The sequence below is a fragment of the Massilia cavernae genome, assembly GCF_003590855.1.
In the GTDB taxonomy this organism is placed as follows: Bacteria; Pseudomonadota; Gammaproteobacteria; order Burkholderiales; family Burkholderiaceae_D; genus Telluria_A; species Telluria_A cavernae.
Genome location: NZ_QYUP01000020.1, coordinates 40773 through 52743 on the forward strand (window position 1 = coordinate 40773; position 11971 = coordinate 52743).

Consider the following 11971-nt stretch of genomic DNA (forward strand, 5'->3'; position numbering starts at 1 on the left):
AGTCGGATCGGAAGCGCGTGTCCTCAGCGCGGCGCACAGCATAAAACGTATATGGCTATGGGGCAACTACTAAAGGCGAAGATATCACCTGAGCCCAGTAGTGTCTATGGCGCACATACCAAAAGCGGCCTCAAGGACAAGAATCCTGTGGTTTAATTCTCTTAGGCAACTGCCAAGATGGGGAAGTGGCAAAACAGGGCGCACAAACGAAACTCCCGCCGGGCGGCGGGAGCGATTGATACAGTTACTACGGTTTACTTCGACTGGTAGATCTTGTCGAACTCGCCGCCGTCGTCGAAATGCTTCTTCTGGGCCGCTTTCCAGCCGCCAAAGACTTCATCCACCGAGAACAGCTTGATCGGCTTGTAGTTGGCGGCGTATTTCTTGTAGGCCGCCTCCGAACGGGGACGCAGGAAGTGTTTGGCGCCGATTTCCTGGCCCGCTTCGGAGTACAGGAAGTTCAGGTAGGCGGTTGCCTGCTTGCGCACGCCGCGGCGGTCGACCACCTTGTCGACCACGGCGACAGGGGATTCGGCCAGGATCGACGTGGCCGGGTACACTACCTCGAAGTTGTCGCCGAATTCGGTGCGCACCATCTGGACCTCGTTTTCGAAGGTCACCAGCGCGTCGCCGATCTGGCGCTGGGTGAAGGTGGTGGTGGCGGCGCGTCCGCCCGCGTCCAGGATGGGCACGTTCTTGAAGATGCGCGTCACCAGGTCGCGCGCCTGCGCTTCCGTACCGCCCGACTTGAGCACCGAGCCCCACGCGGCCAGGTAGGTGTAGCGGCCGTTACCGGCGGTTTTCGGATTCGGGATTACGACCTTGACGCCCGGCTTGGCCAGGTCGGCCCAATTCTTGATGCCTTTCGGGTTGCCCTTGCGGACCAGGAACACCATGGTCGAGTAGTAGGGTGCCGCGTTGTTCGGGAACTTCTTGGCCCAATCCTTTGCGACGAGGCCGCGGTCGGCCAGCATGTCGATGTCGTTGGCCTGGTTCATGGTGACGACCGAGGCTTCCAACCCGTCCGCGACCGAGCGAGCCTGCTTGCTGGAGCCGCCGTGCGATTGCTTGATTGTCACCGTTTCGCCAGTGGTTTTCTTGTAGTCGGCGATGAAGGCCGGGTTGATATCCTTGTACAATTCTCGCGCGACGTCATAGGAGACGTTCAGCAGTTCGGTGTCCTCTGCGGCGGCCGCGAACGGGAGCGACAGGGCGCCGAAGGCGAGGGCAAGCAGGAATCCGCGGGCGCGAGCATTGTTTTTAGTCTTCATGGTACGGTGTGCCTCTATTGTGGAAACAGATATGCATGGTCTAAAATCCGGTGCGAAAACGGAAGTACTCTTTCGTCATATGCTTAGATAGCATGGCGTTGGCCGACGTTTATCATCGATCGTGCGAAGCGCCGTTGCGCGCAACGGTGTATAGTCGCAGTCGTGGTGAGGGCCGGTTGAATGGCAGCAACGCTTCTTGCTCGGTATTATTTTGATTGAATGCATATGGGTATTGAAATTCGACCTGCTGTTCCTGCTGACGCCGTTGCCGTGTGCACCGTGCTGCGCCGCTCGATCACCGAGAGCTGCGTCGAGGACCACCAGAACTGTCCGGAACGCCTTGCCAGCTGGTTGGGCAACAAGACGCCGCAAACCGTCGCGGCATGGTTCACCACCCCCAGCAATTTCACCATCGTCGCCGTCCGCGAAGGCCAGGTCGTCGGCGTCGCCCTGCTGACCCAGGCCGGCAAGCTGTCGCTGTGCTACGTGTTGCCCGAGGCAATGCGTACCGGCGTCGGCAAGGCCTTGCTCGATGCCGTCGAAACCCAGGCACGCGCATGGGACATCGGCAAGCTCCAGTTAAAAAGCACCATCACCGCCCGCGACTTTTACGCGCGCAACGGCTACACTTTCGCCGGTAAGGAAAAAGCCTGCTACGGACTCGAGTGCGACTTTTTCTGGAAAGACCTGAGCCAGGCAGGCGCTGACGCCGGCGGCGGGTCCCGTAAGCGCTTCTGCAACTGCAGCGGCCAATAAAACCATACTAATAATACTCCGATGCTTACTCGCCGAGATTTTCTCCAGCGCGGCCTGCTTGCCGCCGGCGCGCTGTCGGCGCCGCTGGTTGGCGCCTCCACCGCCCGCGCCGCCTCGCCGTCGACCGATATCCAGCCGCCGCCCGACCTGTTCGACGCCCAGGCGCTCGACATCGACTTCTGGCTGCGTCCGCGCACGCTGAGCGTCACCCGCCCGGCCAGCGGTGAGCGCGCCAGGGTGCTGTACTGGAAAGACGGCGAGATCATCGATTCGGCCTACCAGGAACTGTGCCACCTGATGCGCGACGTCAACGGCAAGGAAACCGCGCCGATCGATCCCAAGCTGTTCGAAACCCTGTGGGGCGCCCAGGCCTTCATCGCGCGCTACGGCATGACGCAGCCGCTTGAGATCCTGTCCGGCTACCGCACCGCCAAGTCCAACTCGCGCCTGATCGAGCAGGGCATCCCGGCCGCGCGCCAGTCGCTGCACATGGACGGCAAGGCGGCCGACATCCGTATCGCCAGCCTGAACCCGGAGGTGCTGGGCGAGCTGGTGAAGAGCTTCCGCCAGGGCGGCGTCGGTTTCTACTACCGCAACAGCGCGCAGGGCGGCTGGATCCATGCCGATACCGGCGTCAAGCGCACCTGGAAGGGCTGACGCGCTTTTATTTCGAACCTTGGGCCGCCATTTCCTGTCTTAGCTATATGCCTTTACCGGCGACCAGCCACAGGAGGTACGCAATGGCGACCCAAAAGGAAACCATGGAGCGGCGCCAAATCCCCGAACGGCGCAGCGCAAGCCTTGCTGCCCATGCGGCGGCACTTAACTCGCTCGACTGGGCGGCCGTGGTCATGATGATCATCGGCGGCATCAACTGGGGGCTGGTCGGGGCCCTCGACTACAACCTGGTGGAACAACTGTTTGGCGTAAAGAGCCCGCTGTCGCGCCTGGTGTATGCCCTGGTCGGGCTGGCCTCGCTGTATGGCATTTACCTCGCCACCAAGATAGCAAGCCGGCGCGACCTGTCCGCGCCTTAGGCGGGCAGGCCTGAACCGGCCGGACTTCGCACGACTCCTACTCGTAGTGGTAGGGCTTATCGGGCACGGTATCCTTGCGTTCCTTGTCCAGCTCGTTAAAGTCCACCTGGTGGTCCCACCAGATATACCAGCCGCGCAACTGATCCTCCTCCAGGCTTGGATGTTCGGCCGTGTAGCGGTTAAGGAACTGCTGGTACTCGGACACGTAGCCGCCGTGCCCTACGCGGTATTCGCCTTGTGGCTTCATGACTCTTCCTCCTGTTTCCATTCTAGTTTGACTAAGGATCAAGGCAACAAGTTCGGCATATACGGCGCCGGGGAAATGCCGTAGCATACGTGCCCTTGCTGTTAATTTTCCTTGGTGTAATGAAGTCAGACCCACTCAACGGCGCGCCCGATGGCGAGGCCAAGCCCCGTTTCCGTCCCCGCCCCTGGATTCACCTCGACACCGTGCAGGACGTCGAACTGTGGATCGACGAGCATAACCGCAGCCTGCAGGAGAACATCGGCCCGCAGGAAACCGGCTACGGGGTCTGCTTCACTTTGGCCGAAGGCGGCAACATCTACCTGCACAGCGCCGCGGACGCCGTCCTGCTCGACGTCGACCAGGATGCGCGCTGGATCGCGCCGCTGATTGTCGCCGCCACCGGCGCCGAAGACCCGGGCACCGACTACTGGACGCTGCCCGACGACAAGCTGATCCAGCTGGTGATCGGGCTGTCTTGCCTGGTCGAGAGCACCACGCTGGTGGTTGGCCACCGTTTCGGCTCACTCCACCGCAAGATGGGCTACGGCTGAAACATTGCTTCTATGCACATGAGGCGTTTTGGGTTATAAAGCCAGATTCAACCCGTTTTGATTGGTGAACCGCATGACCATGACCCGCCGCCGCGCCTTGCTCCTTCCCGCCGCCCTGATCGCCATGTCGCTGGCGCTGCCCGCCGCGGCGGCCGACCTGCTGGCCACGGCAAAGGCACGCGGCACGCTGCGGATCGCGATGGAGGGCACTTACCCGCCATTCAATTTCAAGGACCCGAAGACCGGCCAGCTGGCAGGCTACGACGTCGACGTGGCGACACTGGTGGCGGGCAAGCTCGGCCTGAAGCCGGAATTCGTCACCACCGAGTGGAGCGCCATCCTGGCCGGGCTGGGCGCCGGCAAGTACGACGTGATCGTCAGCCAGGTCGGCATGACGCCGAAGCGCCAGGAAGTGTTCGATTTTTCCGAGCCTTACACCTATTCCAGCCCGCAACTGATCATCCGCAAGAACGAGAAGGCCGCCTACGCCAGCCTGGCCGACCTGAAGGGCAAGAAACTGGGCGTGGGGCAGGGTAGCGTGTTCGAGCAGCAGGCCAAGGCGGTGCCGGGCATCGAGGTCAAGAGCTACCCGGCCGCGCCCGAGAACCTGCAGGACCTGGCGGTCGGCCGCATCGACGCGGCGCTCAACGACAGCCTGATGGTCGCCTACCTGCTGAACAACTCGAAGCTGCCGATCAAGGCCGGCGCACGCGTCGGCCAGGTCGAACGCATGGGCATCCCCTTCAAGAAGGGCAACCCGCAGTTCAAGGCCGCGGTCAACAAGGCGCTGGCGGACGGCGCCGCCGACGGCAGCCTCAAGAAGATATCGGTCAAGTGGTTCGGCAGCGACGTCAGCCGTCCTGCCAAATAAGCCGGTGGACCTGTTCGAACTGCTGCGCGAAGCCGCGCCGGTGATGCTGACCGGCGCCGGCTACACCCTGATCTTCGCGATGGCCTCGATGGTCGGCGGGCTGGCGATCGGCTTTCCGGTCGCCGTGATGCGCCTGTCGAAGCTGGCGCTGGTGCGCTGGCCGGCCTCCCTGTACGTCAGCATCATGCGCGGCACGCCGCTGCTGGTGCAGATCTTCGTCATCTACTACGGCTTGCCGAGCATCAGCATCGAATTCACGCCGGTGACGGCGGGCGTGCTGGCGCTGTCGCTCAATGCCGGCGCCTACCTGTCCGAAAGCCTGCGCGGCGCCATCCAGAGCATCAGCGTGGGCCAGTGGCGCGCCAGCTTCAGCCTCGGGCTGGGCTACTGGCAGACCCTGCACCACGTCGTGATGCCGCAGGCGCTGCGGGTGGCAGTGCCGTCGATGAGCAATACCCTGATCAGCCTGATCAAGGACACCTCGCTGGTGTCGGTCATCACGATGACGGAACTGATGCTGGCCACCAAGGAAGTCATCGCCACCACCTTCCAGCCCTTGCCGTTGTACATAGCGGCGGCGCTGATCTACTGGTGCCTCAGCCTTGCATTCGAAGCACTCCAGCGGCGCGCCGAGCGCCGCCTGAACCGGGCACACTAGCAAGGTAAACCAATAAGCCTGGATCAATGAGGCATGCTCGACAGAATCTGTTTGCGCATGCTAGTCTAGCTTTTCGAGCAACACGGTTTGACGTTCCACTTGCGAGGTGAGATGGAAAACGATCATGATCCGGTGTCCCTGGTTTCCGACGCAACGCGCGCTCCGCGCGGACGGCCGCAGGTCCGCATAGCCGGCCGCTCCTTTGCTGCCGCTCCTTATGCGTCCCGCGACGGCATGCTTTTCGCCGATCCCAACCCACTGTACCCGCTCGCCGCCGAACCGGTAACCGATGTCAGCGGCGTCACCGTCGACCGTCTGCGCCATGAGGAGGAGCAGGCCTACTACAACGACCTGTACCTGCTGGCGCCGGTCGGCTACTTCGTGGTCGGCCTGGACCACGGCATCCTGCAGGCCAACCTGGTGGGCGCCGAAATGCTCGGCATCCCGCGCGCCACGCCCCAGCGGCATCAGCTGCGCTCCTTCATCAGCCCGGCGTACCTGCCCGATTTCGACAGCTTCTTCAGCCGCGCGCTCAATAGTGAAACGCCGCTGCAATGCCGGCTCCTGTTGCAGGTCGGTACCCGCCCGCCGCTGCAAGTGACGCTGCTGGCCAGCGCCGACGGCAGCGGCCAGGCCTGCCGCGTGGTGGTGGAACGGGCCGAGGGCAAGCTGGCCGCGCTCGAACGCAGCGAGGAACGCTTCCGCCGCATCGTGCACAGCGCCGAGGAAGGCATCTGGGAGATCGACGCCGCCTCGATCACCACCTTCGTCAACCCGAAAATGGCCGCCATGCTGGGCTACGACATCGAGGAAATGCTGGACCGGCCGCTGGTCGCCTTCATGGACCAGGAAGGCCGCGCCCTCCTCGAACGGAACATCGGGCGCAGGCAGCAGGGCATCGCGGAGCGCCACGAGTTCAAGTTCATCAGCCGGGAAGCGCGCGAGGTCTGGACCACGATGTCGACCAGCCCGATTTTAGACGCCGCCGGCAACTACCTCGGCGCGCTGGCGATGGTCACCGATATCACCGACCGCAAGGCCTCGACCGAACAAATCTGGCAGCAGGCGAACTTCGACTACCTGACCGGCCTGCCGAACCGCCACATGTTCATGGACAGGCTGCGCCAGGAGACCCGCAAGGCCGACCGCAGCGCCGCCTTCCTGGCTTTGCTGTTCATCGACCTCGACCACTTCAAGGAAGTCAACGACCAGCAAGGCCACGCCGCCGGCGACGCGCTGCTGGTGGAAACGACGCGCCGCATCGGCGCCTGCGTGCGTTCATCGGACACGCTGGCGCGGATGGGCGGGGACGAGTTCACGGTCATCCTGTCCGGGCTTGACCATGTGAGCAGCGTGGAGCGCATCGCGCAGTCCATCATCGCGGCGCTGTCCAAGCCGTTCGACCTGCGCGGGCAGCGCGTACTCATTTCGGCCAGCGTCGGCATCGCGCTGTATCCGCCCGATGCGAAGGACCTGGACGAACTGCTGGCGCGCGCCGACCAGGCCATGTACGCCTCCAAGAACGGCGGCCGCAACCGCTTCAGCTACTTCACGCCCGACTTGCAGGAGGCCGCGCAGGCACGCCAGAACATGGGGGCGGACCTGCGCCGCGCCATCACCGCCGGGCAGTTCGAGATCCTGTACCAGCCCATCGTGTCATTGCATACCGGCGCGGTCCACAAGGCCGAGGCGCTGCTGCGCTGGCACCATCCGACCCGCGGCTTGCTCGGGCCGGCGGAGTTCATCCCGTTCGCGGAGTCGAACGGGATGATTGTCGACATCGGCGACTGGGTGTTCCGCGAGGCCGCGCGCCAGGCGCATGCGTGGCAGGCGAGCATCGATCCCTCGTTCCAGGTCAACGTCAACAAGTCGCCGGTGCAGTTCCGCCGCGACGCCGACATGTACGACGGCTGGCTGACTTACCTGGAGCAGCTGGGCCTGCCGCGCCAGAGCATCGTGATCGAGATTACCGAGAGTGTGCTGATGCAGGGCGCCGAGCAGGTGCTGGCGCGCCTTCAGCAATACCGCGCGATGGGGCTGCAGGTTGCGCTGGACGATTTCGGCACCGGGTATTCATCGCTGTCGCACCTGAAGAAGTTCGATATCGATTATGTGAAGATCGACCAGTCGTTCGTGTCGCAGCTGGAGACCGATGACGGCGACCTGGCGCTGTGCGAGGCGATCATCGCGATGGCGCACAAGCTGGGGCTGAAGGTGGTGGCCGAGGGCGTGGAGACGCCGGGACAGCGGCAGCTGCTGGCGGAGGCGGGGTGCGATTACGCGCAGGGGTATGTGTTCGCGCATCCCCTGCCGGCCGGGGAGTTCGAGGAGATGGCCAGGGAGTCGCGAAAGGCGCTGGCCTAGCCTGCGCGGCTTTAGGGCAAACTTATTTGGCGGCTGGGACGATGCCCAGGCTGCCGAGGAACGCGCGCGTGGCCTCGTAAGCATCGATATGCTGCTCGAGCGTGAATCCACCGTGGCCACCGCCCTTGATGGTCACCAGCTGGTTCTTCACCCCCGCCTTGTTCAACGCCGCATGCAAGCGCGTGGCATGCGCATACGGCACCAGCGGATCCGCATCGCCATGAATGGTCAGCACCGGCGGACCATCCTTGCGCACGTGCGACAGCGGCGACACCTGCGCCGCCACTGCCATCCGGTCCGCCATGCTGCCAAACCACTGCACCGCGTACGAGCGCACATTCGGTCCCTGCAGCATGTCGGCCACATCGGTGATCCCGTACCAGTTGATCACCGCCGCCACCTTCGGCGCCACGTTCACGTAAGGCCCCGCCCACGCAGGTTCGTTCGCCGCGCACTGGTTGGTGAACGGCGAATCGCCCTTGATCATCCCGGTCGCCAGCGCCAGGTGGCCGCCGGCCGACGTGCCGGTGACGACCACCTTGCCTAGGTCGAAGTTGTAGCGCTTGGCGTTGCGGCCCACCCACTGGAGCGCGCACAGCGCATCTTCCACCGCGGCAGGCGCCAGCGCCGTCTTCGCGAGGCGGTACTCGATGTTCACGACCGCGAAGCCAATCTGCATGTAGGGAAGGGCCGTCAGCGACGCGCCTTCGCGCGAACCGAACACCCAGCCGCCGCCATGGATGTTGATCACGACCGGAATCGCGTCAACAGGCTTGGCGGCCGGGGTGTACACGTCCAGCTTCAGCTCACGCCCGCTCACGCTGGCATAAGTCTGGCCGGCGTGTACGTCGTAGCCGTGATCGATGACCACGGCGGCGCGGAAGGCGTCATCCGAAGCGTGCGCGGTAACAGCGCACGCGCCAAGGACCAGCGCCGGGACGGTCCGGCGCAGCGAAAACAAGGCTGCCATCCCGCTTACATGTTCGGGTAGTTCGGGCCGCCGCCGCCTTCCGGCGTCACCCAGACGATGTTCTGGGTCGGGTCCTTGATGTCGCAGGTCTTGCAGTGCACGCAGTTCTGCGCGTTGATCTGCAGGCGGTCCTTGCCCTCGTCAGTCTTGACGAACTCGTACACCCCCGCAGGACAGTAGCGTGCCTCCGGACCGGCGTACTGGGCCAGGTTGATCCCGACCGGGACAGAAGCGTCTTTCAGCGTCAGGTGCACCGGCTGGTCTTCCGCGTGGTTGGTGTTCGAGATGAACACCGACGACAGGCGGTCGAAGGTCAGCTTGTTGTCCGGTTTCGGGTAAGCGATCGGCGCATAGTTCGCCGCCGGTTTCAGGCACTGGTGGTCGCCGTAGTTGCGGTGCAGCGTCCACGGCGCCTTGCCGCGCAGGAGCATCTGGTCGATGCCGGTCATGACGGAACCCAGGTACAGGCCCTTGGACAGCCACGGCTTGACGTTGCGCGCGACATGCAGTTCTTCGTGCAGCCACGATTTTTCGAAGGCGGCAGGATAGGTGGCCAGCTCGTCGAACTGGCGGTTCTCGCCCAATGCGGCGAATACCGATTCCGCCGCCAGCATGCCGCTCTTGATCGCGGCGTGGCTGCCCTTGATGCGGCTCATGTTCAGGAAGCCGGCGTCGCAGCCGATCAGCGCACCGCCCGGGAACACCAGCTTCGGCAGCGCCTGCAAGCCGCCCGCGGTGATCGCGCGCGCGCCGTACGAGATGCGCTTGGCGCCCTCGAAGAAGGTGCGGATTTCCGGGTGCGTTTTGTAGCGCTGGAATTCCTCGTATGGCGACAGGTAGGGGTTTTCGTAGGACAGGCCGATGACGTAGCCGACCACCACCTGGTTGTTCTCCATGTGGTACAGGAAGGAGCCGCCGTAGGTGTCCGACTTGAGCGGCCAGCCGGTGGTGTGGATCACGAGGCCAGGCTTGTGCTTGGCCGGATCGATTTCCCACAGTTCCTTGATGCCGATGCTGTACGACTGCGGGTCCTTGCCCTCGTCCAGCTTGTAATTGGCGATCAGCTGCTTGCCCAGGTGGCCGCGCGAGCCTTCCGCGAACAGCGTGTACTTGGCGTGCAGTTCCATGCCCAGCTGGAAGTCGGCCTTCGGATTGCCGTTGTGGTCGACGCCCATGTTGCCGGTGGCGACGCCCCTGACCGAGCCGTCGTCGTTGTACAGGATTTCGGCGGCAGGGAAGCCCGGGAAGATCTCGACGCCCAGCGCTTCGGCCTGCTGGCCGAGCCAGCGCACCACGTTACCCAGCGAGATGACGTAGTTGCCGTGGTTTTCAAAGCAGGCAGGGACCATGAAGCCTGGCGTGCGGTAGGCCTTCTTCTCGGTCAGGAACAGGATGCGGTCTTCGGTCACTTCCGTGTTCAGCGGCGCGCCCAGTTCCTTCCAGTTCGGGATCAGCTCGGTCAGCGCACGCGGGTCCATTACCGCGCCCGACAGGATGTGCGCGCCCAGTTCGCCGCCTTTTTCAAGTACGCAGACGTTCACTTCCTGGCCTTTTTCGGCCGCCATTTGCTTCAGTTTGATAGCCGCAGACAAGCCTGCGGGACCGCCGCCGACGATCACAACGTCGTATTCCATTGCTTCGCGCGGGCCGTATTGTTCGAGAAGGTTGATAGGCTCTGTCATGGTTTGGTAAAGGAATTTAAAAAAATTAGCACGAGTGTGCGGCTTTTTTGATTTGATTGCAAGGTTGGCCGCATTTTACGGGGTTTATTGGATGCAGTAATCTAATCCCTGTATTTTATGTAATGATTACGCATTCACCAGCACATTGCACAGGGAGCCGACGTGGGCATCGAAGTTAACTTTGAAGGAAAGATCGCGCTGATTACGGGCGCTTCGAGCGGCCTTGGCGCCCGTTTTGCCAAGGCCCTGGCCGGTGCCGGCGCGCAGGTCGTGCTGGCCTCGCGCCGGGTCGACCGCCTCAAGGAGCTGCGCGCCGAAATCGAAGCCGATGGCGGCGCGGCCCACGTGGTGACGCTTGACGTGACCGACCTTGGCAGCATCAAGTCGGCGCTGGCGCATGCTGAAACCGAAGCGGGACCGATTGATATCCTGGTCAATAACTCCGGCGTGTCGACCACCCAGCGCCTGCTCGACGTGACTCCCGAAGACTATTCCTATGTGATGGACACCAACCTGCGCGGATCGTTCTTCGTTGCGCAGCAGGCGGCCAAGCGCATGATCCAGCGCGCCAAGGGCGACCCGCGCAAGCAGCACCGCATCATCAATATCGCGTCGGTGGCAGGACTGCGCGTGATGCCGCAGATCGGCGTGTACTGCATGAGCAAGGCCGGCGTGGTGCAGATGACCAAGGCGATGGCGGTGGAGTGGGGCAAGTACGGCATCAACGTCAATGCCATCTGCCCCGGCTACATCTCGACCGAGATCAACGAGGAATATTTCGCGACCGAGCAGGGCAAGAAGCTGATCGACATGCTGCCGCGCAAGCGTCCCGGCAAGCCGGAAGACCTCGACGGCCTGCTGCTGTTGCTGGCGGCCGAGGAGTCGCACTTCATCAACGGCGCCATCATCACCGCCGACGACGGCATGACCGCCCAATGACCAGGAAGCTGGTGCACACGACGCGGATGCCGATCCGCTGGGGCGACATGGATGCCATGGGCCATGTTAACAACACGGTGTACTTCAGGTATATCGAACAGGCGCGGATCGCGTGGCTGGAATCCATTTCCAGCGCGCCGAACCCGGAAGGCGAGGGGCCGGTCATCGTCAATGCGCACTGCTCGTTCCTCAAGCAGCTGAAGTATCCGGGCGAGATCGAGGTGGCCACGCTGGTCGGCCCGGCGGGACGCTCCAGCTTCGAGATGTATCATGAGATACGGCTGGTCGGCGCCGACGGCGTGGCCGGCGCGCTGCATGCCGATGGCGGCGCCAAGGTCGTTTGGGTGAACTTCCCGGCCGAGAAATCGGCGCCGTTGCCGGATGCCTTGCGGCAGCTGTTGCCGGAGCCGGAATAAGCGGCCAGCATCGTATTTTTGTGGCTGATCGAATAACAAAAAGCGCGGGCAGTGCGCTAGAATCAGGACAAATGGGGCTTGCCAACCGAAAGGACGAGGCCATGAAAACCATGACCGGCAATGGCGGCAACCAGGTGCGGCCGCCAATTACCAAACGCCTGATCCAGATCCTGCTCGTGACCGCAGCAATCTTGATGGTGCCGCTGGTG

At 63.2% G+C, this 11971-nt stretch carries 13 protein-coding genes; 9 read left to right on the plus strand and 4 right to left on the minus strand.

Annotated elements, in window-relative coordinates:
• Positions 1-254: 254 nt before the first annotated feature.
• Positions 255-1271 (minus strand): sulfate ABC transporter substrate-binding protein, encoded by a 1017-nt coding sequence (locus tag D3872_RS02455; protein ID WP_119809311.1) that lies wholly within the window; start codon positions 1269-1271, stop codon positions 255-257.
• Positions 1272-1496: 225 nt separating this feature from the next.
• On the opposite strand from D3872_RS02455, the gene D3872_RS02460 reads away from it, so the two are divergent.
• The 3 genes from D3872_RS02460 (at position 1497) to D3872_RS02470 (ending at position 3064) form a co-directional block, all read left to right on the plus strand.
• Positions 1497-2027, plus strand: coding sequence for a GNAT family N-acetyltransferase (locus D3872_RS02460; RefSeq protein ID WP_229459121.1), 531 nt, complete (start codon positions 1497-1499; stop codon positions 2025-2027).
• 21 nt (positions 2028-2048) lie between these two features.
• Positions 2049-2684 (plus strand): YcbK family protein, encoded by a 636-nt coding sequence (locus D3872_RS02465; protein WP_119809313.1) that lies wholly within the window; start codon positions 2049-2051, stop codon positions 2682-2684.
• Between the two features lie 83 nt (positions 2685-2767).
• Complete coding sequence (locus tag D3872_RS02470; protein ID WP_220476865.1) at positions 2768-3064, plus strand: DUF378 domain-containing protein; 297 nt, start codon at positions 2768-2770, stop codon at positions 3062-3064.
• Between the two features lie 37 nt (positions 3065-3101).
• Here the strand turns inward: D3872_RS02470 and D3872_RS02475 are convergent, their stop codons facing one another.
• Positions 3102-3311 (minus strand): DUF3460 family protein, encoded by a 210-nt coding sequence (locus D3872_RS02475; protein WP_229459122.1) that lies wholly within the window; start codon positions 3309-3311, stop codon positions 3102-3104.
• Between the two features lie 119 nt (positions 3312-3430).
• On the opposite strand from D3872_RS02475, the gene D3872_RS02480 reads away from it, so the two are divergent.
• From D3872_RS02480 to D3872_RS02495, 4 genes are all read left to right on the plus strand, one after another.
• A complete protein-coding gene (locus tag D3872_RS02480) occupies positions 3431-3862 on the plus strand; it encodes a hypothetical protein (protein WP_119809314.1) in 432 nt (143 codons plus the stop codon).
• Between the two features lie 79 nt (positions 3863-3941).
• The gene (locus D3872_RS02485; RefSeq protein WP_119809324.1) at positions 3942-4733 is read left to right on the plus strand and encodes a transporter substrate-binding domain-containing protein; all 792 of its coding nucleotides are present in this window, start codon (positions 3942-3944) and stop codon (positions 4731-4733) included.
• A 4-nt stretch (positions 4734-4737) separates the two neighbouring features.
• Entirely contained in the window at positions 4738-5391 is a 654-nt protein-coding gene (locus D3872_RS02490; RefSeq protein ID WP_182915651.1) for an amino acid ABC transporter permease, read from the plus strand.
• 234 nt (positions 5392-5625) lie between these two features.
• Positions 5626-7755, plus strand: coding sequence for a putative bifunctional diguanylate cyclase/phosphodiesterase (locus D3872_RS02495; RefSeq protein WP_119809326.1), 2130 nt, complete (start codon positions 5626-5628; stop codon positions 7753-7755).
• A gap of 22 nt (positions 7756-7777) precedes the next feature.
• On the opposite strand, the gene D3872_RS02500 is transcribed toward D3872_RS02495, so the two are convergent.
• The gene (locus D3872_RS02500; RefSeq protein WP_119809315.1) at positions 7778-8725 is read right to left on the minus strand and encodes an alpha/beta hydrolase; all 948 of its coding nucleotides are present in this window, start codon (positions 8723-8725) and stop codon (positions 7778-7780) included.
• 5 nt (positions 8726-8730) lie between these two features.
• On the minus strand, positions 8731-10407 hold the full coding sequence (locus D3872_RS02505) for an electron transfer flavoprotein-ubiquinone oxidoreductase (protein ID WP_182915652.1): 1677 nt from the start codon (positions 10405-10407) through the stop codon (positions 8731-8733).
• A gap of 162 nt (positions 10408-10569) precedes the next feature.
• Here D3872_RS02505 and D3872_RS02510 point away from each other — a divergent pair, with 162 nt between their 5' ends.
• On the plus strand, positions 10570-11346 hold the full coding sequence (locus tag D3872_RS02510; protein WP_119809317.1) for an SDR family oxidoreductase: 777 nt from the start codon (positions 10570-10572) through the stop codon (positions 11344-11346).
• Positions 11343-11762 carry an acyl-CoA thioesterase gene (locus D3872_RS02515; RefSeq protein WP_119809318.1) on the plus strand — a complete coding sequence of 140 codons (420 nt, stop codon included), beginning with the start codon at positions 11343-11345 and terminating at the stop codon, positions 11760-11762. Before D3872_RS02510 ends, D3872_RS02515 begins: the two co-directional genes overlap by 4 nt.
• Positions 11763-11971: the final 209 nt, after the last annotated feature.

Coding starts and splice junctions, on each gene's coding strand:
- D3872_RS02455 (WP_119809311.1), bottom strand. CDS start 1,271: ATGAAGACTAAAAACAATGCTCGCGCCCGCGGATTCCTGCTTGCCCTC.
- D3872_RS02460 (WP_229459121.1), top strand. CDS start 1,497: ATGGGTATTGAAATTCGACCTGCTGTTCCTGCTGACGCCGTTGCCGTG.
- D3872_RS02465 (WP_119809313.1), top strand. CDS start 2,049: ATGCTTACTCGCCGAGATTTTCTCCAGCGCGGCCTGCTTGCCGCCGGC.
- D3872_RS02470 (WP_220476865.1), top strand. CDS start 2,768: ATGGCGACCCAAAAGGAAACCATGGAGCGGCGCCAAATCCCCGAACGG.
- D3872_RS02475 (WP_229459122.1), bottom strand. CDS start 3,311: ATGAAGCCACAAGGCGAATACCGCGTAGGGCACGGCGGCTACGTGTCC.
- D3872_RS02480 (WP_119809314.1), top strand. CDS start 3,431: ATGAAGTCAGACCCACTCAACGGCGCGCCCGATGGCGAGGCCAAGCCC.
- D3872_RS02485 (WP_119809324.1), top strand. CDS start 3,942: ATGACCCGCCGCCGCGCCTTGCTCCTTCCCGCCGCCCTGATCGCCATG.
- D3872_RS02495 (WP_119809326.1), top strand. CDS start 5,626: ATGCTTTTCGCCGATCCCAACCCACTGTACCCGCTCGCCGCCGAACCG.
- D3872_RS02500 (WP_119809315.1), bottom strand. CDS start 8,725: ATGGCAGCCTTGTTTTCGCTGCGCCGGACCGTCCCGGCGCTGGTCCTT.
- D3872_RS02505 (WP_182915652.1), bottom strand. CDS start 10,407: ATGACAGAGCCTATCAACCTTCTCGAACAATACGGCCCGCGCGAAGCA.
- D3872_RS02515 (WP_119809318.1), top strand. CDS start 11,343: ATGACCAGGAAGCTGGTGCACACGACGCGGATGCCGATCCGCTGGGGC.